The sequence below is a fragment of the Pseudomonas sp. JBR1 genome (assembly GCF_028198185.1).
GTDB lineage: Bacteria > Pseudomonadota > Gammaproteobacteria > Pseudomonadales > Pseudomonadaceae > Chryseomonas > Chryseomonas oryzihabitans_E.
Window position 1 is genome coordinate 4,196,262 of sequence record NZ_CP116340.1, and the last position, 25,870, is coordinate 4,222,131.

General features: G+C 66.4%; 21 protein-coding genes. 10 read left to right on the plus strand and 11 right to left on the minus strand.

Annotated elements, in window-relative coordinates:
- Positions 1 to 6 precede the first annotated feature (6 nt).
- Positions 7 to 705, minus strand: a complete 699-nt coding sequence (locus tag PJ259_RS19475; protein WP_271653868.1) for a YggS family pyridoxal phosphate-dependent enzyme — start codon at positions 703 to 705, stop codon at positions 7 to 9.
- A 126-nt stretch (positions 706 to 831) separates the two neighbouring features.
- Between PJ259_RS19475 and pilT the strand changes: the two genes are divergently transcribed.
- A complete protein-coding gene (pilT, locus tag PJ259_RS19480; RefSeq protein WP_007161666.1) occupies positions 832 to 1,866 on the plus strand; it encodes a type IV pilus twitching motility protein PilT in 1,035 nt (344 codons plus the stop codon).
- Positions 1,866 to 3,008, plus strand: coding sequence for a PilT/PilU family type 4a pilus ATPase (locus PJ259_RS19485; RefSeq protein ID WP_059313545.1), 1,143 nt, complete (start codon positions 1,866 to 1,868; stop codon positions 3,006 to 3,008). Before pilT ends, PJ259_RS19485 begins: the two co-directional genes overlap by 1 nt.
- Here PJ259_RS19485 and PJ259_RS19490 read toward each other — a convergent pair.
- The 3 genes from PJ259_RS19490 to PJ259_RS19500 form a co-directional block, all read right to left on the minus strand.
- The gene (locus tag PJ259_RS19490) at positions 3,005 to 4,447 is read right to left on the minus strand and encodes a UdgX family uracil-DNA binding protein (RefSeq protein WP_271653869.1); all 1,443 of its coding nucleotides are present in this window, start codon (positions 4,445 to 4,447) and stop codon (positions 3,005 to 3,007) included. The genes PJ259_RS19485 and PJ259_RS19490 overlap by 4 nt on opposite strands.
- On the minus strand, positions 4,448 to 5,659 hold the full coding sequence (locus PJ259_RS19495) for a putative DNA modification/repair radical SAM protein (protein WP_017640984.1): 1,212 nt from the start codon (positions 5,657 to 5,659) through the stop codon (positions 4,448 to 4,450). It lies immediately after the preceding gene.
- 132 nt (positions 5,660 to 5,791) lie between these two features.
- On the minus strand, positions 5,792 to 6,346 hold the full coding sequence (locus tag PJ259_RS19500; protein WP_059313547.1) for a C40 family peptidase: 555 nt from the start codon (positions 6,344 to 6,346) through the stop codon (positions 5,792 to 5,794).
- A 434-nt stretch (positions 6,347 to 6,780) separates the two neighbouring features.
- Here PJ259_RS19500 and PJ259_RS19505 point away from each other — a divergent pair, with 434 nt between their 5' ends.
- On the plus strand, positions 6,781 to 7,185 hold the full coding sequence (locus PJ259_RS19505; RefSeq protein ID WP_059313548.1) for an NINE protein: 405 nt from the start codon (positions 6,781 to 6,783) through the stop codon (positions 7,183 to 7,185).
- Positions 7,186 to 7,234: 49 nt separating this feature from the next.
- Here PJ259_RS19505 and PJ259_RS19510 read toward each other — a convergent pair whose 3' ends face one another.
- The 7 genes from PJ259_RS19510 to gshB all read right to left on the minus strand — a co-directional run bounded on the left by PJ259_RS19510 (position 7,235) and on the right by gshB (position 13,041).
- The gene (locus PJ259_RS19510) at positions 7,235 to 8,512 is read right to left on the minus strand and encodes a dihydroorotase (RefSeq protein ID WP_271653870.1); all 1,278 of its coding nucleotides are present in this window, start codon (positions 8,510 to 8,512) and stop codon (positions 7,235 to 7,237) included.
- Positions 8,509 to 9,507, minus strand: coding sequence for an aspartate carbamoyltransferase catalytic subunit (locus tag PJ259_RS19515; RefSeq protein WP_059313550.1), 999 nt, complete (start codon positions 9,505 to 9,507; stop codon positions 8,509 to 8,511). Before PJ259_RS19515 ends, PJ259_RS19510 begins: the two co-directional genes overlap by 4 nt.
- 15 nt (positions 9,508 to 9,522) lie before the next feature.
- On the minus strand, positions 9,523 to 10,032 hold the full coding sequence (gene pyrR / locus PJ259_RS19520; RefSeq protein ID WP_271653871.1) for a bifunctional pyr operon transcriptional regulator/uracil phosphoribosyltransferase PyrR: 510 nt from the start codon (positions 10,030 to 10,032) through the stop codon (positions 9,523 to 9,525).
- 2 nt (positions 10,033 to 10,034) lie between these two features.
- A complete protein-coding gene (gene ruvX, locus PJ259_RS19525) occupies positions 10,035 to 10,487 on the minus strand; it encodes a Holliday junction resolvase RuvX (RefSeq protein ID WP_271653872.1) in 453 nt (150 codons plus the stop codon).
- Entirely contained in the window at positions 10,484 to 11,053 is a 570-nt protein-coding gene (locus PJ259_RS19530) for a YqgE/AlgH family protein (RefSeq protein ID WP_271653873.1), read from the minus strand. Before PJ259_RS19530 ends, ruvX begins: the two co-directional genes overlap by 4 nt.
- Positions 11,054 to 11,108: 55 nt before the next feature.
- Positions 11,109 to 11,987: an energy transducer TonB gene (locus tag PJ259_RS19535; protein WP_271653874.1), complete on the minus strand. Its 879-nt coding sequence runs from the start codon at positions 11,985 to 11,987 to the stop codon at positions 11,109 to 11,111.
- A gap of 103 nt (positions 11,988 to 12,090) precedes the next feature.
- On the minus strand, positions 12,091 to 13,041 hold the full coding sequence (gshB, locus tag PJ259_RS19540; protein WP_271653875.1) for a glutathione synthase: 951 nt from the start codon (positions 13,039 to 13,041) through the stop codon (positions 12,091 to 12,093).
- A 220-nt stretch (positions 13,042 to 13,261) separates the two neighbouring features.
- Between gshB and pilG the strand changes: the two genes are divergently transcribed.
- The 7 genes from pilG to PJ259_RS19575 all read left to right on the plus strand — a co-directional run bounded on the left by pilG (position 13,262) and on the right by PJ259_RS19575 (position 25,863).
- Positions 13,262 to 13,669: a twitching motility response regulator PilG gene (gene pilG / locus PJ259_RS19545; RefSeq protein ID WP_007161679.1), complete on the plus strand. Its 408-nt coding sequence runs from the start codon at positions 13,262 to 13,264 to the stop codon at positions 13,667 to 13,669.
- Between the two features lie 40 nt (positions 13,670 to 13,709).
- A complete protein-coding gene (pilH, locus tag PJ259_RS19550) occupies positions 13,710 to 14,075 on the plus strand; it encodes a twitching motility response regulator PilH (protein ID WP_007161680.1) in 366 nt (121 codons plus the stop codon).
- A 49-nt stretch (positions 14,076 to 14,124) separates the two neighbouring features.
- Positions 14,125 to 14,661: a chemotaxis protein CheW gene (locus PJ259_RS19555; RefSeq protein WP_059313555.1), complete on the plus strand. Its 537-nt coding sequence runs from the start codon at positions 14,125 to 14,127 to the stop codon at positions 14,659 to 14,661.
- Positions 14,662 to 14,822: 161 nt separating this feature from the next.
- Entirely contained in the window at positions 14,823 to 16,853 is a 2,031-nt protein-coding gene (locus PJ259_RS19560) for a methyl-accepting chemotaxis protein (RefSeq protein WP_059313556.1), read from the plus strand.
- A 40-nt stretch (positions 16,854 to 16,893) separates the two neighbouring features.
- Positions 16,894 to 17,763, plus strand: coding sequence for a CheR family methyltransferase (locus PJ259_RS19565; RefSeq protein ID WP_271653876.1), 870 nt, complete (start codon positions 16,894 to 16,896; stop codon positions 17,761 to 17,763).
- Positions 17,764 to 17,774: 11 nt separating this feature from the next.
- A complete protein-coding gene (locus PJ259_RS19570) occupies positions 17,775 to 24,851 on the plus strand; it encodes an Hpt domain-containing protein (protein WP_271653877.1) in 7,077 nt (2,358 codons plus the stop codon).
- Positions 24,844 to 25,863: a chemotaxis protein CheB gene (locus tag PJ259_RS19575; protein ID WP_059313559.1), complete on the plus strand. Its 1,020-nt coding sequence runs from the start codon at positions 24,844 to 24,846 to the stop codon at positions 25,861 to 25,863. Before PJ259_RS19570 ends, PJ259_RS19575 begins: the two co-directional genes overlap by 8 nt.
- Positions 25,864 to 25,870 lie beyond the last annotated feature (7 nt).

Genomic DNA, 25,870 nt, shown 5'->3' on the forward strand with positions numbered 1-25,870 from the left:
GACTTCCTAGGTTGAAGAGGCGGCGGCGCCATAGTCGCGGGCGCCGAAGAGAGCGGTACCGACGCGGACCCAGGTGGCGCCCTCGGCGATGGCGGCTTCCAGATCCTGGCTCATGCCCATGGACAGGGTGTCCAGGCCCAGGTTCAGCGCCTCGCTTAGGGTGCGCAGCCGGGCGAAGGCGGCGCGCTGGCTGGCAGGGTCGTCGGTGGGTTCGGGAATGGCCATCAGGCCACGCAGACGCAGGTTGGGCAACTGGCTCACCGCAGTGGCCAACGCTGGGAGTTCGTCGGGGTGGCAGCCGGACTTGCTGGCTTCGCCGCTGACGTTGACCTGCAGGCAGATGTTCAGTGGCCCGCGCTCGGGCAGACGCTGTTCGGCCAGGCGCTGGGCGATCTTCAGGCGATCCACCGAATGCACCCAGTCGAAGTGGCTGGCGATGGCGCGGGTCTTGTTGGACTGGATGGGGCCGATGAAATGCCACACCAGTGGCAGGTCGGCCAGCTCCAGTTGCTTGTCCAGCGCCTCCTGCAGATAGTTCTCGCCGAAGTCGCGCAGGCCGGCGCCAGCGGCCTCCCGCAGCGCCGCGGCGGGCTTGGTCTTGCTCACCGCCAGCAGGCCGACGGTCGCGGGATCGCGGCCTGCCGTCCGGCTGGCGACGGCGATGCGTTCGAGTACGGTTGCGCTATTCTCGGCTATCGTGGACATTCAGCCCCTGCTTGCGTCGGCGCACCCGGCAGGCCTTGGCGTACCGGATGAAGGAGTGGCGGTGACCAGGTCAGACCGCCAGTGCTGCGCGGCATTCTACCTGCTTGCTCGACATCTGGGAGTCCCATGGATATCACCGAATTGCTGGCCTTTTCCGCGCGGCAAGGCGCCTCCGACCTGCACCTGTCCGCCGGCCTGCCGCCGATGATCCGCGTCGATGGCGACGTGCGCCGCATCAATCTGCCGGCCTTCGAGCACAAGCAGGTGCACGCGCTGATCTACGACATCATGAACGACAAGCAGCGCAAGGACTTCGAGGAATTCCTGGAGACCGACTTCTCCTTCGAGGTGCCGGGCGTGGCGCGCTTCCGGGTCAACGCCTTCAATCAGAATCGTGGCGCTGGCGCGGTATTCCGGACCATCCCTTCCAAGGTGCTGAGCATGGAAGAGCTGGGCATGGGCGAGGTGTTCAAGAAGATCACCGACGTGCCGCGCGGGCTGGTGCTGGTGACCGGACCGACCGGTTCGGGCAAGTCCACCACCCTCGCGGCCATGCTCGACTACCTCAACAACACCAAGTACCACCACATCCTCACCATCGAGGATCCCATCGAGTTCGTCCACGAGTCCAAGAAGTGCCTGGTCAACCAGCGCGAGGTGCATCGCGACACCCTGGGCTTTTCCGAAGCCCTGCGCTCGGCGCTGCGCGAGGACCCGGACATCATCCTGGTGGGCGAGCTGCGCGACCTGGAAACCATCCGCCTGGCACTGACCGCGGCCGAGACCGGGCACCTGGTGTTCGGCACCCTGCACACGACCTCGGCGGCCAAGACCATCGATCGGGTGGTGGACGTCTTTCCGGCGGAAGAGAAATCCATGGTGCGTTCCATGTTGTCCGAATCCCTGCAGGCGGTGGTCTCCCAGACCCTGCTCAAGAAGGTCGGCGGCGGTCGGGTAGCCGCTCACGAGATCATGATCGGCACCCCGGCCATCCGTAACCTGATCCGCGAGGACAAGGTGGCGCAGATGTATTCCTCGATCCAGACCGGTGGCGGCCTGGGCATGCAGACCCTGGACATGTGCCTCAAGGCGCTCCTGGCCAAGGGGCTGATCAGCCGCGACGCGGCCCGCGAGAAGGCCAAGACGCCGGAGAACTTCTGATGGATTTCGACAGGTTCCTGCAGCTGATGGTGGACAAGGGGGCGTCCGACCTCTTCATCACCACCGGCGTGCCCCCTTCGATGAAGATCAATGGGCGCATGACGCCGGTCACCAAGGATTCGCTGTCTCCCGAGCAGTGCCGGGCCCTGGTGCTGGGGGTGATGACCGACGAACAGCGGCAGGAATTCCAGCAGAAGCGCGAGTGCAACTTCGCCATCAGCGCCCGGGGCATTGGTCGCTTCCGGGTCAGTGCCTTCTACCAGCGCAATCTGGTGGGCATGGTGCTGCGCCGCATCGAGGTCAACATTCCCACGGTCGAGCAACTGCGCCTGCCGGAGATCATCAAGAAGCTGGCCATGACCAAGCGCGGCCTGGTGATCTTCGTCGGCGCCACCGGCACCGGCAAGTCCACCTCGCTGGCGGCCATGATCGGCCATCGCAACAAGAACTCGGCGGGGCACATCATCTCCATCGAGGATCCCATCGAGTACATCCACCAGCACCAGGGCTGCATCGTCACCCAGCGTGAGGTAGGGATCGACACCGAGTCCTTCGAGGTGGCGCTGAAGAACACCCTGCGCCAGGCGCCCGACGTGATCATGATCGGCGAGATCCGCAGTCGGGACACCATGGAGCATGCCCTGGCGTTCGCCGAGACCGGCCACCTGTGCCTGGCCACCCTGCACGCCAACAACGCCAACCAGGCGCTGGATCGCATCATCCACTTCTTTCCGGCCGATCGACACAGCCAGACCTGGATGGACCTGTCGCTCAACCTCAAGGGCATCGTCGCCCAGCAGTTGGTGCCGACCATCGATGGTCAGGGGCGCCGCGCGGTGATCGAGGTGCTGCTCAACACCCCGCTGGCCACCGACCTGATCCGCAAGGGCGAGGTGCACGAACTCAAGGCGCTGATGAAGAAGTCCGGCGAACTGGGCATGCAGACCTTCGACCAGTCGCTCTACAGCCTCTATCGCGACGGCGAGATCAGCTACGAAGCGGCCCTGGCCCACGCCGATTCCGCCAACGACCTGCGGCTGATGATCAAGCTGGGGTCGGAGACAGATGCCGATCACCTCAATCAGACCACCCGCAATCTCTCGGTGGACATGGGCGACGACCCACCCAGGCGCTTCCGCTAGCTCTCGCCGTCGGCTGCCAGGGTCCTGGCCTCGCGCAGGGCAGCGACCAGCGCCTGGCGTGCCTGCTCCTGCTGCCCTGCGTCCGGGGTGCGCAGGATGTAGGACGGATGATAGGTGGCGATGATCCAGCGCTCGTCCAGCCGCAGGGGCCGACCCATGAATTGCGCCAGGCCCCGTGGCTTGCGCTTGAGCAGGGCTTCCAGGGCCGTCGACCCCAGAGCCACCACTACCATCGGCTGGATGTCGCGCAGTTCCTGCTCCAGCCAGTAGCGGCAGGGGGCGATCTCTGGTCCTGGGGTGACGTGCTTGCGTCTCCGGCCCTGGGGAATCCACTTGAAGTGCTTGACCGCATTGGTGAGGAATACCTCGCTGCGGTCGAGACCTGCCTCGGCCAGCGCCGCCATCAGCACCTGCCCGGCCGGCCCGACGAAGGGGCGACCCGCCAGGTCTTCCTGGTCGCCGGGCTGTTCCCCCAGCAGCAGGATGCGCGCCGTGCGTGGGCCTTCGCCGGCCACCGGCTGGGTGGCCTTCTCCCAGAGTTCGCAGCGGCGGCATTCGTCGAGGGTGGTGGGCAGCGGTCGCTCCGGCTGGGCGCGTTCCGCGGCGATCAATACCTCGCGACCGCCCTGACGACCCACGGCCTCGGCCTGGGCCAGGCGCTGGGCACCGGCTCGGGCCTCGCTAAGCAGTGCCGGGATAAGCGGCCCTTCCGGCAGATCCTTCCAGAAGCGCGCCGGCATGTTTCCCCTCAGGGTGCGCGGATTGGCCCGTGCTGGATTGAAGGTGCTGCGGTAATAGGCGCGCCAGAGTTCGTCACCAGCGTTACGGTCATCGTCCTCTGGCGTCTGGCGGGCCAGTTGCTGCAGCTCGGCGGGGCAGGGCTCCACCAGTTGCAACGCCTGGCCATCCCAGAGCGCGGCGGCCTCCGGGGTCGCGATCAGCCAGCTGCTGTTGCCCATGCGGTCGCAGAAATGCGGCGCCGCCAGGGCCAGGACATCGTGGGCCGGCTGGTGCCAGGCCACCCAGGCCGGCGGACCGGCGCTTTCCGCACGCGGGCGGAACCTGAGGAAGGCATGCACGTGGTGGATCTCGCGGCGGATCGCCTTGACCCGACGCTGTAGTTCGCTGCCGTCTTCATCACCGGCCAGCATGGCCGCGCGCTCGCCCTGGGCGACCCGCCAGAGCACCTGATAGAGCAGTGCCCAGCGATCGTCACTGCGAAAGCAGGCGGCGTAGGTCAGGGCCTCGGCCAGTTGCGGCGGGATGCGCACGGCGCCACTGGGTGGCGTCGCCACCGCCTCGACCGGTTCGTCGAACAGGTCGCCCAGCCCACGGCTCTCCTGCCAGCTCACCAGAGCCGGCGCGATACCGGCCTGAAGCAGCCGGCGTGCCTCCTGGCGCCAGCCGGCGAAGGTGCCGTCGAAATCGACCCTGTGCATCTAGAGCAGGGCGAGCTGGGCGGGCGGTTCGGCCAGCTGCCGGCGCAGGTCGAGGGATTCGGCCAGCCGCGGTTGCGGCCGGTAGTCCTGGGTGATGATGAAGGGACGAGCCTTCTCCACGCTGCATTTCAGGCGGATCAGATCGGCGTAGCGGATGCGCCGCTCACGTCTGAGTTCCACCAGGCGCTTGGCCGAGAGCACACCGATACCGGGTACCCGGGCGATCAGTGCCTGGTCGGCGCGATTCAGATCCAGCGGGAAGATGGCGCGATTGTGCAGCGCCCAGGCGAGTTTGGGATCAACGTCCAGCGGTAGCTGGCCGTCTTCGGTGGGCAGCTCTTCCGCCTGGAAGCCGTAGCCGCGCATGAGGAAGTCGGCCTGATACAGGCGGTGCTCACGCAGCAGGGGCGGCGGTTGCAGTGGCACCGTGCCCGGGCTTTCCGGAATCGGACTGAAGGCCGAATAGTAGACGCGCTTCAAGCGATAGGCGCCATAAAGTGTCTGGGCGGTATCGAGAATGGTGCGGTCGTCGGTGGCGTCGGCGCCCACGATCATCTGGGTGCTCTGGCCAGCCGGTGCGAAGCGCGGCGCCTTGGCTTCGGCCTCGGCTTCCTCCAGGCCCAGGCGGATGTTGCCCATGGTCTTGCGGATGCTGCTGCCGTTCTTTTCCGGCGCCAGCTTGATCAGGCTGCTCTCGGTGGGCAGCTCGATGTTCACCGACAAACGATCGGCATAGAGACCGGCCTGGGCAATGATCTCGGGATCGGCGTCGGGAATGGTCTTGAGATGGATGTAGCCGCGGAACTGGTGCTGTTCGCGCAGCAGCTGGGCCACCCGGGTCATCTGCTCCATGGTGTAGTTGGAGGAGCGGATGATGCCGGAGCTGAGGAACAGCCCGCTGATGACGTTGCGCCGATAGAAATCGAGGGTCAGCTGCACCACTTCCTCGGGCGTGAAGCGCGCCCGCGGGACGTTGCTGCTGCGGCGATTGACGCAGTACTGGCAGTCGTACTGGCAGAAGTTGGTCAGCAGCACCTTGAGCAGCGCCACGCAGCGCCCGTCGGGGGTGAAGCTGTGACAGATGCCCATGCCGTCGGTCGAGCCCAGGCCGTCCTTGCCCTTCGAGCTGCGCTTGGGCGCACCGCTGCTGGCGCAGGATACGTCGTACTTGGCGGCATCGGCGAGAATGATCAGCTTGTCAGCGAGCTCCATCGAGATCTCCTGTACTGTGATTGCATACAGTATCCAGGAAGCGGAGCGTCGTTCAATGGCTTTGCGCCGGGCGGCGCCGAGTGGAGCGACACTCCGCCGAGCGGTAGCAGCCCGGCGGAGCGAGGGGAGGGATCAGGACTTGCGGGTACGCTTGGTACGCGGCTTGTCCGCGACGGGACTGGTTTCCGCCGCCAGGGTGGGCTGCTGCAACACACGCTTGGCCGACGCGAACCTTTTGGTCCAGTAGGGCTTGCTCAGGTGATCGACCCGCACGCTTTCGCCGCTGCGCGGGGCATGGACGAAGCGATCGTTGCCCAGGTAGATGGCGACGTGGTCGATGCCGCTGCGCTGACCGGTCTTGAAGAACACCAGGTCACCAGCCTTGAGGTCGCCACGGGCGACCTTGGGGCCCTTGAGCTGGGACAGCTCACGGGAGGTGCGCGGCAGCTTGACGTTGTGCACGTCACGGTAGACGTAGTTCACCAGGCCGCTGCAATCCAGGCCGTTCTGCGGATTAGTCCCGCCGTAGCGATAGGGGGTACCGACCAGGTCCATGGCACGGGTCGCGACCTGGGCGCCGACGTTGCGGGTGGCGGCCTGAGCGGTGGCCTGTTTGCGGTGCATAGCACTGGTGGCCCGGGCTGCGCGCTTGGCGCGGGCCGCGGAAGCCGCCTGGGTATGGTCCACGGCGGCAACGTGCCGAGTCGCGGCCTTGCGAGCCGGAGTGGCGGCTACATGCCGAGCGGCGGTCTTAGGAGCTGAAGCGGCGGTGACATGCCGGGCTGCGACCTTATGGACCGGAGCGGCAGTGCGCGCTGCAGAGTTCTCTTTCGCTTGTACTGCCGCGGGCAGCACAAGACAGGCGGAGAGCCATGTCAGAAGAAATAGACGCATTGTCGTAGGGGTGTCTGAAGATCGAAGCGAGGGATTCTATACCAACCCTGTGGATATTTTGTGCACCTCTCATCAAGAAATTATGTAATTTTTAGCGGAAAGTGAGGTCCCTAAAGCGCCAACCAGTGAGACTCCCTGGGCATTCATCCAGTTTTCGACATAAAGTCATGGTGAAGGTAAGGGTGTAGGTAAGGTGGGTCTTTTCCGTCAGTCGCGAGGTCGTAGACATGCAGTATCAGGACACCCATAGCAAGGTCATGGGCTATCTGCTGTGGATTTTCGGGTTTCTCGGCGCGCATCGCTTCTACTATGGCAAACCGGTCACCGGCACCCTCTGGTTCTGCACCCTGGGCCTGCTGGGCATCGGCTGGCTGATCGATCTCTTCCTGATCCCGGCCATGGATCGCGAGGCGGACCTGCGCTTCCAGTCCGGTTCGCTGAACTACAGCCTGGGCTGGATCCTGCTGACCTTCCTGGGCATCTTCGGCGTGCACCGCCTCTATATGGGCAAGTGGATCACTGCCATCCTCTATTTCTTTACCGCCGGTTTCTTCCTGCTCGGCGTGCTCTACGACTTCTGGACGCTCAATTCGCAGATTTCCGAAGAGAATCGTCGACGGCTGGTGCGCTAAGACCGGCTGAGAGGCAAAGGAAAGGGGCTCCGCGGAGCCCCTTTCCTATTCAGGCGCCGCGCCGGTAGGTCGCGCGCCCCCCTACCAGGGTGCGTTCGATGCGGCCGGGCAGGGTGAGGCCCTGGAAGGGGCAATTACGGCCACGGGAGAGCCAGGGCGTAGCGGCCTGGGCGGTCGGCTGCTGGGCGAACAGCACCAGGTCCGCAGGCAGCCCCTTGGCCAGACGACCCGCCTGGAGGCGCAGGGCCTGGGCCGGGCCGCTGGTCAGGCGTGCCAGGAGGGTCGGCAGATCCAGCAGGCCGTCCGCCACCAGGGTCAGGGCCAATGGCAGGAGCAATTCGACGCTGCTGATGCCTGGTTCGGTGGCGGCGAAGGGCGCCAGCTTGGCGTCCGCCTCATGTGGCTGATGATGGCTGGAGATGGCGCCGATCACGCCGTCACGCACCCCGGCACGCAAGGCGTCGCGGTCACGGGCGGTCCGCAGCGGCGGTTTGACGTGATAGAGGCTGGAAAAGCCCTGCAGGGCTTCATCGGTGAGCAGCAGCTGGTAGAGCGCCACGTCGGCGGTCACTGGCAGGCCACGTGCCTGGGCTGCGGCGATCATCTCCACCGCGCGCGCGCTGGTCAGCTGGCCGAAGTGGGCGCGCACGCCGCTCTGCTCCACCAGCAGCAGGTCGCGGGACAGGGCGATGGTTTCCGCCGTCTCCGGAATTCCGGTGAGACCCAGGAAGCTGGCGGTGGGGCCTTCGTGGGCCAGGCCGCCTTCGGCCAGATCGGCGTCCAGGGCAGTAAAGACCACGGTGAGATCGAAGGTGGCGGCGTATTCCAGGGCCCGCCGCTGTACCCGCAGGTTTTCGAAGCGCTGCAGGCCGTTGGTGAAGGCGACGCAGCCGGCATCGCGCAGCGCCATCAGTTCGGAGAGCTGTTCGCCACCCAGGCCCTTGGTCAGGGCACCGATGGGGTGAACCCGGGCATGATCGGCGGTACGCGCTCGGTCGAGGATGAGTTCGGCCACCGCGGTGGTGTCCAGCACCGGGCGGGTGGTCGGCGGACAGCACAGGCTGGTGACGCCACCGGCCGCGGCGGCGCGGGTCTCGCTGTCGACGTTGCCCTTGCGGGTCAGGCCCGGCTCGCACAGGGCGACGTCCAGGTCGACCAGGCCGGGTGCCAGGATGAGGTCGCGGGCGTCCAGCTGCTCGGCGGCCTGGAAGCCCTGGGGCGCCTCGCCGATGGCCAGGATGCGGCCCTCGTCGACATGGACGTCGCTGATCTGGTCGAGGCCAGAGGCCGGGTCGATCACCCGGGCGTTGCGGATGCTCAGGCTCACTGCGCATTCTCCTGTAGCTGACGCTGGGCCGTCTGCCCGCTCATGGTCATCGACAGCACCGCCATGCGGACCGCGATGCCGTAGGTGACCTGATTCAGGATGACCGACTGCTCGCCATCGGCGACCGCCGATTCGATCTCCACGCCGCGATTGATCGGCCCCGGGTGCATGACGATGGCGTCGGGTTTGGCACGGGCCAGGCGCTGGCGGGTCAGGCCGAACAGCCGGTAGTACTCGCCCTCGCTGGGCAGCAGGCCGCCCTGCATGCGTTCGCGCTGCAGACGCAGCATGATCACCACGTCCACCCCTTCCAGGCCCTCGGCCAGATCGGTGCAGGTGCGCACGCCATAGAGGTCTTCCAGGCCGACCGGCAGCAGGGTGCGCGGCGCGACCACGCGGATGTCGCGGCAGCCCAGGGTACGCAGCGCCAGCATGTCGGAGCGGGCGACCCGCGAGTGCAGGATGTCGCCGACGATGGCTACCGACAGGTTGGCGAAGTCGCCCTTGTGCCGGCGGATGGTCAGCATGTCGAGCATGCCCTGGGTGGGGTGGGCATGGCGGCCGTCGCCGCCGTTGATGATGGCGACATCGGGGCAGACGTGTTCGGCGATGAAGTGGGCCGCGCCGGAATCGGCATGGCGCACCACGAACATGTCGGCGGCCATGGCCTCCAGGTTGCGCAGGGTGTCGAACAGCGTCTCGCCCTTGCTGGTGGAGGAGGTGGAGACATTGAGGGTGATGACGTCCGCCGACAGCCGCTTGGCCGCCAGCTCGAAGGTGGTACGGGTGCGGGTCGAGTTCTCGAAGAAGACGTTGCATACCGTCTTGCCGCGCAGCAGGGGCACCTTCTTCACCGCCCGGGCGCCGACCTCCAGAAAGGAGTCGGCCGTATCGAGCAATTCGGTGAGGAGTTCGGCGGGCAGGTCGTCGAGCGAAAGGAAATGGCGCAATTGGCCCTGGGCGTTGAGTTGCAGCGAACGCGTAGCGTCGGTCATGGCAGCGAATCCAGGTCAGGCGGCGGGGACGTCGCGGTATTCGAGGGCGAGCGGAACGGGGCCGGTCAGCTTGACGCGCTGGGTGGCGGCGAGCGTCAGGGTGGCGCCCACCACGTCGGGCTGGATCGGCAATTCGCGGGCATTGACGTCCAGCAGGCAGACCAGGGTCACACTGGCCGGGCGGCCATAATCGAAGAGTTCGTTGAGCGCCGCGCGCACGGTGCGACCGCTCATCAGGACATCGTCCACCAGCACCAGGTGCCGACCGTCGACCTCGAAGGGCAGGGCCGAGGGGCGCACCTGGGGATGCAGGCCCTTCTGGGTGAAGTCGTCCCGGTAGAAGGACACGTCCAGGCTGCCCAGCGGGGTGTCCAGGCCGAGTTCGGCCAGCAGGGCCTCGGCGACCCACAGGCCGCCGGTGTGGATGCCGACGAAGCCGGGATCGGTGATGCCACGGCGATCCAGCGACAGGCGCAGGTCGGCGGCCAGCCGTGGCAGAAGCTCGGCGGGAGAGGGCAGGTGCATGGCTACTCCGATTGCGGGCGCGCGGCCCGTTCCAGTTGTTGGGTCAGCCAGCCTTCCAGGAGGAGGGCGGCGGCGAGGGCGTCCACCGGGCGTTCGCGATAGCCGTCGCGCTGACCGCCCTGCATTCGCTCGCCCTTGGCGGCATAGGTGGTGAGGCGTTCGTCATGGGCATGCACGGGCAATCCGTAGCGACCCTGCAGGCGGCGAGCGAAACGCTCGGCGCGCTCGCTCATCTCGCTGGGCGTACCGTCCATGTTCAGCGGCAGGCCGACCACCAGCGCAGTGGGGCGCCATTCGTCCAGCAGGCGCTGGATCTGCTGCCAGTCGGGCACGCCGTTCTGTGCCTTCAGGGTGAGCAGTTCGCGGGCCTGGCCGGTCACGGCCTGGCCGACGGCGACGCCGATCTGCCGGGTGCCGTAGTCGAAGCCCAGGTAGAGACCGCTGGGCGCGCTCATGCATGACCCGCCTGACGCGAGAGCAGGCGCAGGTCGACGCCCAGCAGGGCGGCCGCTGCGCCCAGACGCTGGTCGCTGGGCGTCTCGAACAGCAGGGCGCTGGTGGCCGGGGTGGTGAGCCAGAGATTGGCCGCCAGCTCTTCTTCGAGCTGGCCGGGACCCCAGCCGCTGTAGCCCAGGGTGATCAGGTGGCGGGCCGGGCCGGTGCCGTCGGAAATGGCGAACAGCACGTCTGGCGACGTGGTCAGGCTCAGTTCCTCGAGCTCCAGGGTGTTCTGGAAGGTGGGGCCGGCATCGTGCAGCACGAATCCGCGGTCGTACTGCACCGGACCGCCGGAATAGAGGGCGATGCTGGCGTCGTCCGAGGTGGCCGGTACGTCAGGGCGCAGTTGTTCGAGCAGGTCGTCCAGATGCAGGCCGTTGGGGCGGTTGATCACCAGGCCCATGGCGCCATCGGGGCCGTGGTCGACGAGGTAAATCACCGTTTCGGCGAAATTGGGATCGTCCATCTGCGGCATGGCGATTAGGAGTTGGTGCTGTAGGGTGGTGCTGGAGGTCGGCTTCATGACCGGCAAGTTTCCCGGTTGCGCGGTCCGGCTTCAAGTCCAACGGCGCGTCGGGCTATTGGCTGGACAGGCGGTCGCCACGCTCGAAGCGCCAGGTACGGATGATCTCCAGCCGGTCGATGTCGGTCAGATCGCCACTGAAGGGGGCAAAGGGCGCCGCCAGCCGGACGATGCGCAAGGCGGCCTGGTCCAGCACCGGACGTCCCGAGGACTCCAGCACCTGGACCTCGTAGAGCGAGCCGTCCTTGTTGATGGCCACCAGCAGCCGCAGGCTGCCATAGAGCCGGTCGCGCTTGGCCTGCTCGGGGTAGTTGAGGTTGCCGATACGCTCGATCTTGCGCCGCCATTCTTCCTTGTAGCGGGCGCCCTTATCCTTTTGCGTCGAGGCGGCGTTGATCCGCCAGATTTTCGGGCGCTTGGCGTATTGCTGGCGCTCCTCGGCGAGCTGGGCTTCCAGGCTGGCGAGTTCGGCGGCCTGGCTGTCGGCCTCGGGACTGGGCGCGTCACGCTGTTCCCGCTCGGGCGTCTCGCGGCTGGGCTCGGCCTTGGTCGGCCGAGAGGCGCGGGTGGTCACCGCGGCCTTGGGTGCCTGGGCCCGATCCGCCGCGGGCGGGCGGGCAGGCGGTGCGGCCTGGCGAATCTCGCTGTCATGGAAGGGCGCCTGCACCGGGGTACTCGGCGCGGCTGCCTTGTCCAGGGTGCCACTGCCCTGCTGGTTTTCCTGGGCGAGAAAATCGGCTTGCTTGGGCGCCTCGTCGCTCTTGAAGCTGGCCAGCGTCACCTCCAGGGTGCGGCTGATCTGGCTAGGCTCGGGCAGCGAAAAGCCGACGCCGAGGATCAGCACGACATGCAGCAGGGTCGCGATGAGCAGCGTGAAGCCCAGGCGGTCGGCGGGACGGACCTGGGGAGCGGGGGACGGGGCGGTGCTGGGCATTGACTGGGTCGGCAAGGGCAGAGGACGCGCGGCAGGGCTGGCGCCAGTCTGCGGATTGTGTCCGCGGTTGTCCATGCCGCCGCGGGCGGCATGGACGTTCGCCTCAGCTCGCGCGTTTCTGCGCGATGACATCCATGAGGCGTTCGGCGATACGGGTATCGTAGGCCGCATCGATCTCGCGGATGCAGGTCGGGCTGGTGACGTTGATCTCGGTGAGGTGCTCGCCGATCACGTCCAGGCCGACGAAGAGCAGGCCGCGCTTGCGCAGCTCCGGCCCTACCGTGGTGGCGATCTCGCGATCCCGCGCCGACAGTGGCTGGGCGACGCCACGGCCGCCGGCAGCCAGGTTGCCGCGGGTTTCGCCCTGCGCCGGAATTCGCGCCAGGCAGTAGTCCACCGGTTCGCCGTCGATCATCAGGATGCGCTTGTCACCGTCCTTGATGCCCGGCAGGTAGCGCTGGGCGATGATCTGCTGGGTACCGTGGGCGGTGAGGGTCTCCAGGATCACCGAGAGATTGGGATCGCCCTCCCGGTGGCGGAACACCGAGCTGCCGCCCATGCCGTCGAGCGGCTTGAGAATGACGTCACCATGGGTGCGCGCGAATTCGCGGATGATGTCGGCGCGGCGGCTGACCAGGGTCGGCGGGGCCAGTTCGGGAAACAGGGTGGCGAAGAACTTCTCGTTGCAGTCGCGCAGGCTGGCGGGACGGTTGACCACCAGGGTGCCGCCACGCTCGGCCTGCTCCAGCAGGTAGGTGGCATAGACGAATTCGTTGTCGAAGGGCGGATCCTTGCGCATCAGGATGACGTCCAGGTCGCGCAGGGGCAGATCGACGCCTTCGCCAAAGGCGAACCAGCGTTCCGGATCCTGGAATACGTCCAGCTGTCGACCGCGGCCGCGGGCTTCGCCATCGACCTGGTACAGGTCCTGCATCTCGAAGTAGTGCAGTGTCCAGCCGCGGGCCTTGGCCGCCCACAGCATGGCCATGGAGCTATCCTTTTTATAGGAGATGCGTTCGATGGGATCCATGACGATCCCCAGGCGGATACTCATTGACGCTAGACCTCGGTTCTACGTGGGCAAGGCGTCAGAATAGCCCTTCGATCCCCTCCAGTGCCAATGCTTGCGCGATCGTCGTGGCGGGCGGGCCGGTGGTCCGCCGCCAGGGGATCTGCGTGGTACGTCACGGTATTGTGTGCTACAAAGAGGCGCCGCCAAAGTGCCCGGATCGACATCATTCACGTTTCATCGACGATGAGCTGGTAGCTTGAACATGGAACAGTATTCGGAAGGGCTCAAGGTCATGGTGATCGACGATTCGAAAACGATTCGTCGCACCGCCGAGACCCTGCTCAAGAAGGTTGGCTGCGAGGTCATCACCGCCATCGATGGATTCGATGCGCTTGCCAAGATCGCCGATAGTCATCCCCACATTATTTTCGTGGACATCATGATGCCGCGACTGGATGGCTATCAGACCTGCGCACTGATCAAGAACAACAGCGCGTTCCGCGCGACCCCCGTCATCATGCTGTCCTCCCGTGACGGGCTCTTCGACAAGGCCAAGGGCCGCATCGTCGGCTCTGACCAGTACCTCACCAAACCTTTCAGCAAAGAAGAGCTGATCGGTGCGATCAAGACCCACGTCCCCAGCTTCACTCCGCTCGAACAAGCGTCCTGAGTGTCCTGAGGCGGGCGATTCAATCTAGTAGGAAATTTTCATGGCTCGAATTCTGATCGTCGACGACTCTCCCACCGAGATGTACAAGCTCACCGCCATGCTGGAAAAGCATGGGCATCAGGTGCTCAAGGCCGAGAACGGCGCCGATGGCGTCGCCCTGGCGCGCCAGGAGAAGCCGGATGCGGTCCTGATGGATATCGTCATGCCCGGTCTCAACGGCTTCCAGGCCACCCGACAGCTGACCAAGGATGCCGAGACCAGCCACATTCCCGTGGTCATCGTCACCACCAAGGACCAGGAAACCGACAAGGTCTGGGGCAAGCGTCAAGGCGCCAAGGACTACCTCACCAAGCCCATCGACGAAGACACCCTGCTGCGCACCCTGGCGGGTGTCCTGCAAGGCTGAGGCCTCACGTCCGTTTCTCGCGGCAGCGCCCCAATCGGCAGGGAATCCTATGAGCGACGCCACCACGCCCTACGAACTCTTGCGGCTGATCGATCTGCGCTGCCGCGAACGGGCTGCGGGCCTACCGGCGCAGCAGGAAAACCAGCGGAGCTGGAGCGGCATCGGCTTTCGCCTTGGGGAACTGCGCTTCGTGATTCCCATGGGCGAGGTCAGCGAGATCCTGCCCGAGCCACGCTTCACCGCACTACCCGGCGTCAAGCCATGGCTCAAGGGCGTGGCCAATGTGCGCGGTCGGCTGTTGCCGATTGCCGACCTGGGGCAATTTCTCGGCGTGAAGGTCCAGGCGCTGCGCAAACAGCGGCGCATCCTGATCGTCGACCATGGCGACCTCTTCGTCGGATTGGCGGTTGACGAAGTCCTGGGCATGCAGCATTTCGACATCGAGGCCTATCGCGAGCACGCCGACAGCGTGCCAGCGGGTCTGCACTTCTTTCTGGAAGGCGTCTTCCAACGCGACGTGCCGTGGCTGGTCTGCAGCCCGCGCGCCTTGGTCGAGCATCCCGAATTCAAGGACGTCGCGGCCTGAGCCACTAGGCGCAGCGGCGCGACGTACCGGGTCTGGGTCGGGATGGCAGGAGCTGTCGCCGACGGTTGGGGGTAGGGCGACGAACACCGACTTCAAGCGAAGCGATGCGTCGACCGACAAGGATAGAACTAAAGGAACCAAGGTCCAGGCGGGGGCCGCTGATGAACAAACTCAATACCGGGAAGCTCAACGCGTGGGTCGCGGGCATGTTCGTGGTGCTGATCGTCGCGATCGTGCTGCTGTTCGCCAACTTTGCGTACCTGGGCACCCAGACCAACTACGACAACCAGTACCAAGGCCAGGCCACCGAGCTGCGCATCCTCTCGCAGCAGCTGGCCAAGAGCGCCAGTGAGGCCGCCACCGGCAAGGCCGGGGCCTTCAAGGACCTGCGCCAGGCGCGTGCCGAGTTCGAGCGCCGCCTGAACATCCTGCGCAGTGGTGATCCGCAGACCGGTTTGCCGCCCTCGCCCGCGATCCTCGGTCCGCGGCTGGACACCTTGCAGGCGCAGTGGGACATCCAGCGCAAGCAGGTCGACAGCATGCTCGGCAGCGAACAGACCGTGCTGTCTCTGCACCAGCTGTCCGGTGCCCTGGCCGATACCATTCCTCAGCTGCAGGTCGAGAACGAGGAGATCGTCGATATCCTGATCGAGCGCGGCGCGCCCGCCAGTCAGGTGGTGGTGGCCCAGCGTCAGGCGCTGCTCGCCGAGCGGATCCTCAGTGCCATCAACAAGATCCTCACGGGTGACGAGGCCGCGGTACAGGCCGCCGACAGCTTTGGTCGCGACGCCAGCCTCTATGGACGGGTGCTCAAGGCCATGCGCGAGGGCAACGCCTCGATGGGCATCGCCAAGATCACCGATCCCGAAGCGGTCGGCCGGTTGAACGAAGCCAACAAGCTGTTCGAATTCGTCGCCGGCAACGTCGACGAGATCCTCGCCACCTCGCCCGAACTGTTGCAGGTCCGCTCCGCCGTGGGCCAGATCTACAGTGGTTCTCAGGCGCTGCTCGGTTCCGCTTCGGAGCTCGGCGCCGGTTACGCCGCGCTGGCCCAAAGTCGCAAGATCAACACCGTGGGCAGCTATCTGCTGGTGTTCATCGCCCTCGGCGCCATCCTCTGCATCGGCTACATCCTGGTCCGCGACACCCGCCGCCGGCTGGCTGAGACCGACGAGAAGAACCAACGCAACCAGACCGCCATTCTGCGTCTGCTGGACGAGATCGCCGACCTGGCCGATGGTGACCTGACCGTGCAGGCCACGGTGACCGAGGATTTCACCGGCGCCATCGCCGACTCCATCAACTACTCCATCGACCAGCTGCGCGAGCTGGTGGAAACCATCAACCAGACCGCCGTGCAGGTGGCCGCCGCCGCCCAGGAATCCCAGGACACCGCCACCGTGCTGGCCGAGGCCTCGGAACACCAGGCTCAGGAAATCGCCGGGGCTTCCGCGGCCATCAACGAAATGGCCGTGTCCATCGACCAGGTATCCACCAACGCCTCGGAATCCACCGCGGTGGCGGAGCGCTCCGTGGCCATCGCCAACAAGGGCAACCAGGTGGTGCACAACACCATCATCGGCATGGACAACATCCGCGAGCAGATCCAGGACACCGCCAAGCGGATCAAGCGCCTGGGTGAATCCTCCCAGGAGATCGGCGACATCGTCGGCCTGATCAACGACATCGCCGACCAGACCAACATCCTGGCACTGAACGCGGCCATCCAGGCTTCCATGGCCGGTGACGCCGGCCGTGGTTTCGCCGTGGTCGCCGACGAGGTCCAGCGCCTCGCCGAACGCTCGTCCGGCGCCACCAAGCAGATCGAGGCGCTGGTCAAGGCGATCCAGACCGATACCAACGAGGCGGTCATCTCCATGGAGCAGACCACCTCGGAAGTGGTCCGCGGCGCTGCCCTGGCCCAGGACGCCGGTGTGGCCCTGGAAGAGATCGAAAAGGTCTCCCAGAGCCTGGCCGGCCTGATCCAGAACATCTCCAACGCCGCTCGCCAGCAGTCGTCGTCCGCTAGCCATATCTCCAGCACCATGAACGTGATTCAGGAGATCACCTCGCAGACCTCGACCGGTACTACCGCCACCGCGCGCAGCATTGGCGAGCTGGCCAAGCTGGCCAGCGAGATGCGGCGTTCGGTATCGGGCTTCAATCTGCCGAACGAACAGCCGTTGAGCTGAGTACAACAGCCATATCGCGGTGTGGCGAGGGGGAGATGGCGTGAGGGAGTCGAGTTGGGCGTTGCGCCGTGCTCCCGAGCTGCCGGATGCGGACTTCGAACGCTGGCGCCAGTTGCTCGAAACGCGCGCCGGAATGGTGCTGGAGGAACGCCAGCGCGGTTTTCTGCAGATCCAGCTGGCTGCGCGCATGCGCGAGCTGGAGATCGCCGACTACGACGGCTACTACCGTACCGTCTGCGCAGGGGTCAGTGGCCGAATCGAATGGGTCCGACTGCTGGATCGGCTGACCATCCAGGCGACCCGCTTCTTTCGTCATCCACCGTCCTTCGCCCTGCTGGAAGCCTATGTGAATGAGTTCGCCCGGACCGGGGAGGGCAGGAGCCTGACCCTGTGGAGTCTGGGTTGCGCCAGTGGAGAGGAAGCGTTTTCGATGGCCATCAGCACCGCCGAGGTCTTGTCCCGGCAGGAGCAGCCCCTGACGTTCGCGCTGACCGGTACGGATATCAGCAGCGAGGCCCTGCACCAGGCGCGGCAGGGCACCTATAGTTTGCAGCGGCTGGCCGGGGTGCCGGCCGCCCTGCGCGAGCGCTACTTCCACGCCCGCGAGGACGGCAGCTTCGAGATCTGCTCCCGCTTGGCGGAGCGGCTGTGCTTCGCCCGGCTCAATGTGCTGGAACTGGGCCAGGCCCCCTTGCAGGGACTCAATGTCATTTTTTGTCAGAACTTGCTGATTTATTTCCGCCGCTGGCTGCGTCGAGATCTGCTCAACCAGCTGGTCCAGCGGCTTGCACCGGGTGGTTTGTTGGTCCTGGGTGTCGGTGAGGTGAGCAATTGGAGCCACCCGCAACTGATACCCGTCGATCATCCCGAAGTCCTGGCGTTTACCCGCCAGGTGGAACGCCCGGTATGACAGGAGCCGAAATGATCGATCGACACGACTACGTAGCCCTCGAGTGGGTCAAGGGAGAGATCGCCGAAACCTTGCAGCAGGCCCGCAAGGCGCTCGAGGCGTTCGTCGACAACCCACACGACCGTAGCCGCCTGGGGTTTTGCCGGACCTATGTGCATCAGGTCTACGGCACCCTGCAGATGGTGGAGTTCTACGGTGCCGCGCTGCTTGCCGAAGAGATGGAGCTGCTCCTGCAGGCGCTCCACGAAGAGCGGGTAGGCAGTTCGGACGAGGCACTGGAAGTGCTGATGCAGGCCATCCTGCAGGTCCCGCCCTATCTGGATCGGGTCCTGGAGGCCCGTCGCGATCTGCCGCTGGCCATCCTGCCGTTGCTCAACGACCTGCGTTCGGCCCGTGGCGAAAAGCTGCTGTCGGAAACCAGCCTGTTCTCGCCGGATCTGTCGGCCACGCCGCTGTCGCTGAGCGACGACGAGCTGGCCGACCGCGCCTCGCCGGACTGGCTGCCGCGCCTGCGCAAGCTGCGCCAGGCCCTGCAGGGGGCCCAGGTCGGCCTGTTCCGCGATCGTGACGTCCAGTTGCACCTGGATTACTTACTGCGCGTTTTCGAGCACCTGGATCAGCTCTGCGCCGGTTCCCCCTTTGGCGCCCTCTGGCCGGTCGCGGCCGGGCTGACCGAATTGATGCAGGCCGGCGAGCTGGACAACAGCAGTTCGATCCGCGGGCTGTTGCGACAACTCGATCGGGAGCTGAAGCGGCTCATCAGCGATGGCGTGGCGACCCTCAACCAGCCAGCGCCGGCCGATCTGCTGAAGAACCTGCTGTTCTATCTGGCCAAGGCGCCGGTGCAGAGTCCGCGCATCGCCGCGCTCAAGGCCCGCTATCGCCTCGACGAAGCGCTGCCGGACGCCGAGTTGGTGGGCGTCGAACGTTCGCGCATCGTTGGCCCGGATCGCGAGGCCATGCGTTCGGTGGTGACCGCGCTCTGCGAAGAACTGGTGCAGATCAAGGACAGCCTGGATCTGTTCGTGCGCAGTGATCGCCAGCAGGCCGCCAGCCTGCGCAGCCAGCTGGCGCCGCTCAAGCAGATCGCCGATACCCTGGCGGTGCTGGGCTTCGGTCAGCCGCGCAAGGTCGTGCTGGAACAGCACGAAGCCGTCACCGAACTGGCCGATGGCGTGCGCGAGGCCAGTGACGCCGCCCTGATGGACATCGCTGGCGCGCTGCTCTACGTCGAGGCGACCCTGGCCGGTATGGTCAGCGGCAACGAGGTGGGCGATGCCGAGGAAAGCCGGCTGCCGACCACCGATATCGACCAGTTGCACCGGGTGGTGGTGCGCGAGGCGCGCAATGGCCTGGAGCAGTCCAAGGACGCCATCATCGAATTCATCGCCTCCCAGTGGAACCACGACCACCTGGAGCCGGTACCCCTGCTGCTGACCCAGGTCCGTGGCGGCCTGGCGATGATTCCGCTGGAGCGGGCCGCCGCCCAGGTGCAGGCGGCCAACGACTACATCGGCCAGCAACTGCTGGGCAAGCAGGCCGTGCCCGATTGGCAGAGTCTGGATACCTTGGCCGACGCCATCACCAGCGTCGAGTACTACCTGGAGCGCCTGGCGGAAGATCCGTCCACGCCCCACGACATGATTCTCGACATCGCCGACGAGAGCCTCATCGCCCTCGGCTATCCGCCCAAGGCGGCTAGCGAAGGCGACGCGGTGGAGGTGCCCTTGGCGCCCAGCGCGGTCGAGCCGCCCTTTGAGTCCATGGACGAGGAGCCGGTGCCTGAGGAGTCGCTGGAGCTCACGGCCTTGCCGGTGGAGGAGGCCGACGACGCAGGGGAAAGTGCCCTGTACGGGGCCGAACCCACCGTCGAGGACGAGTCCCCGACCTTCGATCTCCAGGCTGACGCCGAGACGACGGCAGATGCCAGCGATGACGCCTTACCGGCCGCGCTGGAGGCTGCCGACGAAGGACCCGAAGAGCGGCTGGCAGCTAGCGAGCTGGACAGCCGGGCACCCGCGACCACCGATGCGGAGGCGATCGCCGAGGTGCTGGCCGCACCGGTCGATCCCATCAATCCGCCCGCGGCGCAGGTGCCGAAGGCGCTGTTGCCCCCTGCGGCCGATGCCGAACCGGTCGAGGACGAACTGCGCGAGGTCTTTATCGAGGAGGCCGGCGAGGTCCAGGCGGAGCTCGAGCGCTGGTTGCCGACCTGGCTGGCCGATCCCGAGCAGCGCACCGCGCTGAGCGAATTACGGCGCAATTTCCATACGCTCAAGGGCAGCGGCCGCATGGTCCAGGCGCTGGTCATCGGCGAACTGGCCTGGGCACTGGAGAATCTGCTCAATCGCCGGTTGGATCATAGCGTCGATCACGGTCCCGCCTTGCAGGCGGTGGTCGAGCAGACCTGTGCGCTACTGCCGGAGCTGGTCGAGGAATACGCCGAAGATCGGCAGCGGCAGCGTGACGACGTCGACTGGCTGGCCCACGCCGCCCACGCCTTGGCACGCAACGAAGCCCTGCCCGAACGTATGCCGGCCCCTGTCGAGACCTTGGTCGAAGCGGAGCTGTCGCCGATGGAGGTCGTCGATCAGGCCCCTTCCTCCGGCGCGGGTGGCGAAGCCGATACCCAGTTGCTGGACATCTTTCGCACCGAGGCCCAGGCCCATCTGGAGACGGTGCGGCGTTTCCTGGAGCAGGCCGACGCGGGCCATCCCCAGCCGGTTTCCGACAATCTCCTGCGCGCCCTGCATACCCTCAAGGGCAGTGCCCATATGGCGGGCAGTTCGCCGCTGGCCGAGTTGGCCTCGGCGCTGGAAAGCCTGGCCAAGGAATACAAGCTCGTCCATGTCCCCTTCGCCGAGCCGGAATGCGCCTTGCTCGCCCAGGGTGCGGAATTGCTGGAACAGCGACTCGCTGATCTCGACGAAGCGTCACTGGCCGCACCGCTGGCCGGTTCGGCGGCGCTGATCGAGCAATGCGAGACGCTGCTGGAGCAATTGAATCCCCAGTTACCGGTTCCGGAAGCACCCTTGCCGGAGCAGCGCGACGTGCTGCGCCTGGCCGATTTCCTGATGCCGGCGATGGAGCTGCTGCTGGAGGCCGACGAACGCCTGGGCGCTTGGCGCACCCAGGGCGAGCGGGCGGCCTGCCCGGATCTGCTGGCCGAGCGCCTGAACACCTTCGCCGATGGCGCAGCCCGGGTCGGGCTGGTCGATGTGGAGCAACTCGCCGAGGCGCTGCAGGTGGTCTATGCAGCGGTGGCGAGCGGTTCCTTGCCGGCCGACGAGGCCTTCTTCCGTGAGGCCGAAGAGGCGCAGGAAGCCCTGATCAGCATGCTCAACCAGTTGGCCGGCGGCATGCGCGCGACCCCGGCTGAAGAGCGTATCCAGGGCCTGCGAGCGCTGCTGGCGGGCATCCTGGCCGGACTGCCCATGGCGGCGAGCACCCTGCTGGCCGAGCCGGAGCCCGAAGCCCTTTTCGATCCGGAAGTGGCCACTCCAGTGTCCCCCGACCTCGCGCTCGACGTCGATCTGCCAGTCGAAGCCGAAGCCGAAGCCGAAGCCGATCCCGATACACTGAACGAGCCTCAGGAGGCGCTGCTACCTGCAGCGGACGGCTCCAGCGAAGCCCAGCCGGAGCTCGCAAGCGGGGCAGACGAGTCAGCGCCCGTCGACGCGGTCGATCCGGAAATGCAGCTGATCTTCCTCGAAGAGGCCCAGGACCTGCTGGACAGTGCCGATCGGGCGTTGGAGCGCTGGCTGGTCGAACTTCAACAGAGCTTCCACCTCGGCACCCTGCAGCGCGATCTGCATACCCTCAAGGGCGGCGCCCATCTTGCCGGGGTCGTGCCCGTCGCGTGTCTGGCCACGGAACTGGACGCCATCTACGAAGGCCTGCTCGACGGTCGTCTCGCTGGCGGTGCCGAACTGGCCGCGCCTCTGCGTGACGCCCATGGCTGCCTGGCCGCGCAACTGGAAGAGCTGGCGGCGGGTGAGCCGATCAGTGAGCATGCCGATCAAGTCGAACGCCTCCAGCGCATCCGCATGGGGCATCTCGATGACCTGGCAGAAACGACCGAGGCCGAGTCGGAGCGCCTCCAGGGCGAGCCTGATCTCGCCGCCGAGTTGGGCGAGCCGACAGCGGATGCCACGCCAGACGACGAGTCCCAGGCTGCGGTGTCGATGCCCGAGGCCGTCGCGCCAGGCATGGACGAAGGTCCGGACGCCGAGTTGCTGGCCATCTATATCGAAGAGAGTCGCGACCTGCTCGACAGCATGGCGACCTCGTTACGGGCCTGGGAAGCCGAGCCGCGCAACAGCCTGGAACTGGAATCGCTGTTGCGCGACCTGCACACCTTGAAGGGTGGGGCTCGCCTGGCTGAGGTGGATGCCATCGGCGATCTCGCCCATGCCCTGGAAGCCTTCTATGAGGGATTGGCGCGAGGGCGAATCAAGTCAGGTGCCGAACTGGGCGGTCTGCTGCACCGCTGCCACGACCGACTGCATCAGCAACTCGAAACCCTGGCCCAGGGGCAGTCCCCGGCGGCAGCCGAGGACCTTGTCGAGGCCCTGCGTGACTACCGCGGAGAGTCGCAGGCGGCAGGTGAAACCCCGACCGCTCTGGTGACGCCCGCGCCGATCTTCGATGAAGATACCGACGCGGAAATCCTCGAGATCTTCATCGAGGAAGCCCAGGACCTGTTGGCCAGCATGGATGAAGCGCTGGCCCGCTGGCCGGCCGCACCCGAGGCGGCGGTAGACGAATTGCTGCGCTGCCTGCACACCCTCAAGGGCGGCGCGCGCCTGGCCGGTCTCCATGGGCTGGGTGAGCAAGCCCATGCCCTGGAGCAGCAGCTGGCCGAATTGAGGTCGCTGGCGGTAGGACTGGGTGAGGGCGATCGCGAGCGCGTCCATGACCTGGCGACCCAGGGGGTCGACGAGCTGCAAGTCGCGGTGGCCCAGTTGTCGCTGCCCGCGCCGGCTCAACCAACCGCGCCAGAGATACAGGAAGCGGCCGTCCAGACCGAACAGGACATCCAGGGGCTTGGCGACCTCCCGCTGGAGACGGACAGCGCCACCCGTGCGGAATCCGCCAGCACCGATGCCGAGGGCGAGGTAGAACTGTCGGCGGAAAACGCGGCGGTGGCGCCAGTCATGGTGGCGGACGCGGCGCCCGCGGCAGCCGTTGCCCCGCTGCCTTTCGTCCAGCGCCTGCAGCAGGTCCGCCAGCAGGCGGCGCAGCGGCGTTCCTCCCAGGAGCTGGTGCGGGTGCCGGCCGCGTTGCTTGAACAGCTGGTCAACCTGGCCGGCGAGACCTCGATCTTCCGCGGTCGCGTCGAGCAGCAGGTCAATGACATCGGCACCACCCTGGGTGAGATGGAAGCCACCATCGAGCGGGTGCGCGATCAGCTGCGCCGGCTGGATACCGAGACCCAGGCTCAGATCATCAGCCGTCACCATGAGGACGTGGATCGCGCCGGCTACGAAGATTTCGATCCCCTGGAGCTGGACCGCTATTCCCAGCTGCAGCAGCTGTCCCGGGCGCTGTTCGAGTCGGCTTCCGACCTGCTGGACCTGAAGAACACCCTGGGCCAGCGCAACAGGGACGCCGAAACCCTGCTGCTGCAGCAGGCGCGGGTCAACACCGAGCTGCAGGAAAGCCTCATGCAGACGCGCATGGTGCCCTTCGAGCGCATGGTGCCGCGCCTGCACCGGGTGGTCCGCCAGGTCAGCGGCGAGCTGGACAAGCCGGTCGAACTCAGGGTCGACAACGCCGAAGGCGAGCTGGACCGCACGGTGCTGGAGCGGATCATTCCGCCGCTGGAGCACATGCTGCGCAACGCCATCGACCATGGCGTCGAGGACGCCGCCGGACGCCAGCGCGCTGGCAAGCCGGCCGAGGGCGTCATCAGTCTGGATCTGCGTCGCGAAGGCGGCGACATCATCCTGACCCTGGCAGACGACGGTCGTGGCATCGACCTGGATGCGGTTCGTCGCAAGGCCATCGAACGCGGCCTGATGACGGAAGACGCGGAACTCTCCGAGACGGAAGTGCTGCAGTTCATCCTCGAATCCGGTTTCTCCACGGCGCCGACCGTGACCCAGATTTCCGGGCGCGGCGTGGGCATGGACGTGGTGCACCAGGAGGTGAAGCAGCTCGGCGGCAGCATGGACATCCATAGCGTGCCGGGGGCGGGAACGCGCTTCACCATTCGCCTGCCATTCACCGTGTCGGTGAACCGGGCGCTCATGGTGCACGCCGGCGACGACCTCTACGCCGTGCCACTCAACACCATCGAGGGCATCGTGCGGGTGACCGCGGCCGACCTCGAGCGCTATTACCGCCCGGGGGCGGGGACCTTCGAATACGGCGGCCAGCATTATGACCTGCGCTATCTCGGCCATCTGCTCGGCAATGGCCAGCAGCCCAAGCTGAGCGGCCAGAGCCTGCCGCTACCGGTGGTGCTGGTGCGTGCCGCGGAATACGCCGTGGCCGTGCAGGTGGATGCGGTGGCCGGCTCGCGCGAGATCGTGGTGAAGAGCCTCGGGCCGCAGTTCGCCGGGGTACCCGGCCTGTCCGGCGCCACCCTGCTGGGTGACGGCCGCGTGGTGGTGATTCTCGACCTGCTGGCCATGATCCGCAGTCGGCGCCTGTCCGGCGAAGACCTGCCGCGCCCGAGTCCGACCCCGGCGATCCTGCCGGAGAACGCCCGGCCGCCCCTGGTCATGGTGGTGGACGATTCGATCACCGTGCGCAAGGTCACCAGCCGCCTGCTGGAACGCCATGGCATGGAGGTCTTCACCGCCAAGGACGGGGTGGACGCCATCGCCCAGCTACAGGAGCGCCAGCCGGACATCCTCCTGCTGGACATCGAGATGCCTCGCATGGACGGCTTCGAGGTGGCGACCCTGGTCCGCCACGACGCGAACCTCAAGGATCTGCCCATCGTGATGATCACCTCCCGTACCGGGGAAAAGCACCGCGACCGGGCCCTGAGCCTGGGCGTGAACGAATACCTGGGCAAGCCCTATCAGGAAAGCGAACTCCTGGCCCATATCCATCGGTTGGTCGGGGATCATGACTGAAACACACAATGCCCGCGTCGCCATCCTGGCCGACAGTCCGCTGCAGCGCCATGTGCTGCAGCAGGTGCTGGCCGACAATGGTTATCACGTCGTCCTCAACAGCGATCCGGAGCGCTTCGACGAAGCGACCTGGGCCACGGTCGCGACCGATCTGTGGCTGATCGACCTCAGCCAGACGGAGGAGTCGTCACTGGTGGACGCGCTGCTGGATGGCGCCGAGGTGCCCATCCTGTTCGGCGAAGGCCAGGCGCCCGAGCGCTTCACCGATCCCTTCGCCCAATGGGAAAAGCGCCTGATCGGCAAGCTCAAGCGTCTGATCGGCGATCCGGTGGCCGCGGTCGGCCCGGCGTTGGAGACCCTGCTGCAGGATCAGCCGCGACCCCCGCGCCTGGCCCTGCCCGAGCCCCTGGCCAACTTGCCGCTGCCGGCGGGCGATCCCGCACCTGAGGTCTGGTTGCTGGCGGCGTCCCTGGGTGGTCCGGCGGCGGTGAAGGCCTTTCTCGATGCCCTGCCCGGCGGTCTGCCGGTTGGCTTCCTCTATGCCCAGCACATCGGCGACGGCTTTGCCGCCAACCTGCTGCGCGCGGTGGGCCGCCACAGTCAGTGGCACATCCAGAACGTGCGTCCGGGGGAGCCGGTGCGCTGCGGCGAGGTGGTGGTGGTGCCGACCCAGCAGGAACTCACCTTCCGCGCCAACAGCGCCCTGGACATCGTCGAGCGTGCCTGGCCCGAGCCCTATACGCCGTCGATCAGCCAGATGATGCTCAACCTGGCGCAACACTTCGGTACGCGCTGCGGCGTCATCGTCTTCAGCGGCATGGGTAACGACGGTACCGCGTCCGCGCCCTATGTACGGCGTCGCGGTGGCACCCTCTGGACGCAATCGGCGAGCACCTGCATCGCCCCGAGCATGCCGGAAAGCCTGCGCGAATCGGGTCTTGCGACCTTTACCGCCGATCCCCGTGGCCTGGCCGAAGCCCTGGTGGCTCGCCTGGCCGAGCAGCGAAGCTAAAGGAATT

What these genes read in the sequence shown, in the direction of transcription:
- PJ259_RS19475 (WP_271653868.1), bottom strand. Translation starts at nt 705, where the DNA reads ATGTCCACGATAGCCGAGAATAGCGCAACCGTACTCGAACGCATCGCC.
- pilT (WP_007161666.1), top strand. Translation starts at nt 832, where the DNA reads ATGGATATCACCGAATTGCTGGCCTTTTCCGCGCGGCAAGGCGCCTCC.
- PJ259_RS19485 (WP_059313545.1), top strand. Translation starts at nt 1,866, where the DNA reads ATGGATTTCGACAGGTTCCTGCAGCTGATGGTGGACAAGGGGGCGTCC.
- PJ259_RS19490 (WP_271653869.1), bottom strand. Translation starts at nt 4,447, where the DNA reads ATGCACAGGGTCGATTTCGACGGCACCTTCGCCGGCTGGCGCCAGGAG.
- PJ259_RS19495 (WP_017640984.1), bottom strand. Translation starts at nt 5,659, where the DNA reads ATGGAGCTCGCTGACAAGCTGATCATTCTCGCCGATGCCGCCAAGTAC.
- PJ259_RS19505 (WP_059313548.1), top strand. Translation starts at nt 6,781, where the DNA reads ATGCAGTATCAGGACACCCATAGCAAGGTCATGGGCTATCTGCTGTGG.
- PJ259_RS19515 (WP_059313550.1), bottom strand. Translation starts at nt 9,507, where the DNA reads ATGACCGACGCTACGCGTTCGCTGCAACTCAACGCCCAGGGCCAATTG.
- pyrR (WP_271653871.1), bottom strand. Translation starts at nt 10,032, where the DNA reads ATGCACCTGCCCTCTCCCGCCGAGCTTCTGCCACGGCTGGCCGCCGAC.
- ruvX (WP_271653872.1), bottom strand. Translation starts at nt 10,487, where the DNA reads ATGAGCGCGCCCAGCGGTCTCTACCTGGGCTTCGACTACGGCACCCGG.
- PJ259_RS19530 (WP_271653873.1), bottom strand. Translation starts at nt 11,053, where the DNA reads ATGAAGCCGACCTCCAGCACCACCCTACAGCACCAACTCCTAATCGCC.
- PJ259_RS19535 (WP_271653874.1), bottom strand. Translation starts at nt 11,987, where the DNA reads ATGCCCAGCACCGCCCCGTCCCCCGCTCCCCAGGTCCGTCCCGCCGAC.
- gshB (WP_271653875.1), bottom strand. Translation starts at nt 13,041, where the DNA reads ATGAGTATCCGCCTGGGGATCGTCATGGATCCCATCGAACGCATCTCC.
- pilG (WP_007161679.1), top strand. Translation starts at nt 13,262, where the DNA reads ATGGAACAGTATTCGGAAGGGCTCAAGGTCATGGTGATCGACGATTCG.
- pilH (WP_007161680.1), top strand. Translation starts at nt 13,710, where the DNA reads ATGGCTCGAATTCTGATCGTCGACGACTCTCCCACCGAGATGTACAAG.
- PJ259_RS19555 (WP_059313555.1), top strand. Translation starts at nt 14,125, where the DNA reads ATGAGCGACGCCACCACGCCCTACGAACTCTTGCGGCTGATCGATCTG.
- PJ259_RS19560 (WP_059313556.1), top strand. Translation starts at nt 14,823, where the DNA reads ATGAACAAACTCAATACCGGGAAGCTCAACGCGTGGGTCGCGGGCATG.
- PJ259_RS19570 (WP_271653877.1), top strand. Translation starts at nt 17,775, where the DNA reads ATGATCGATCGACACGACTACGTAGCCCTCGAGTGGGTCAAGGGAGAG.
- PJ259_RS19575 (WP_059313559.1), top strand. Translation starts at nt 24,844, where the DNA reads ATGACTGAAACACACAATGCCCGCGTCGCCATCCTGGCCGACAGTCCG.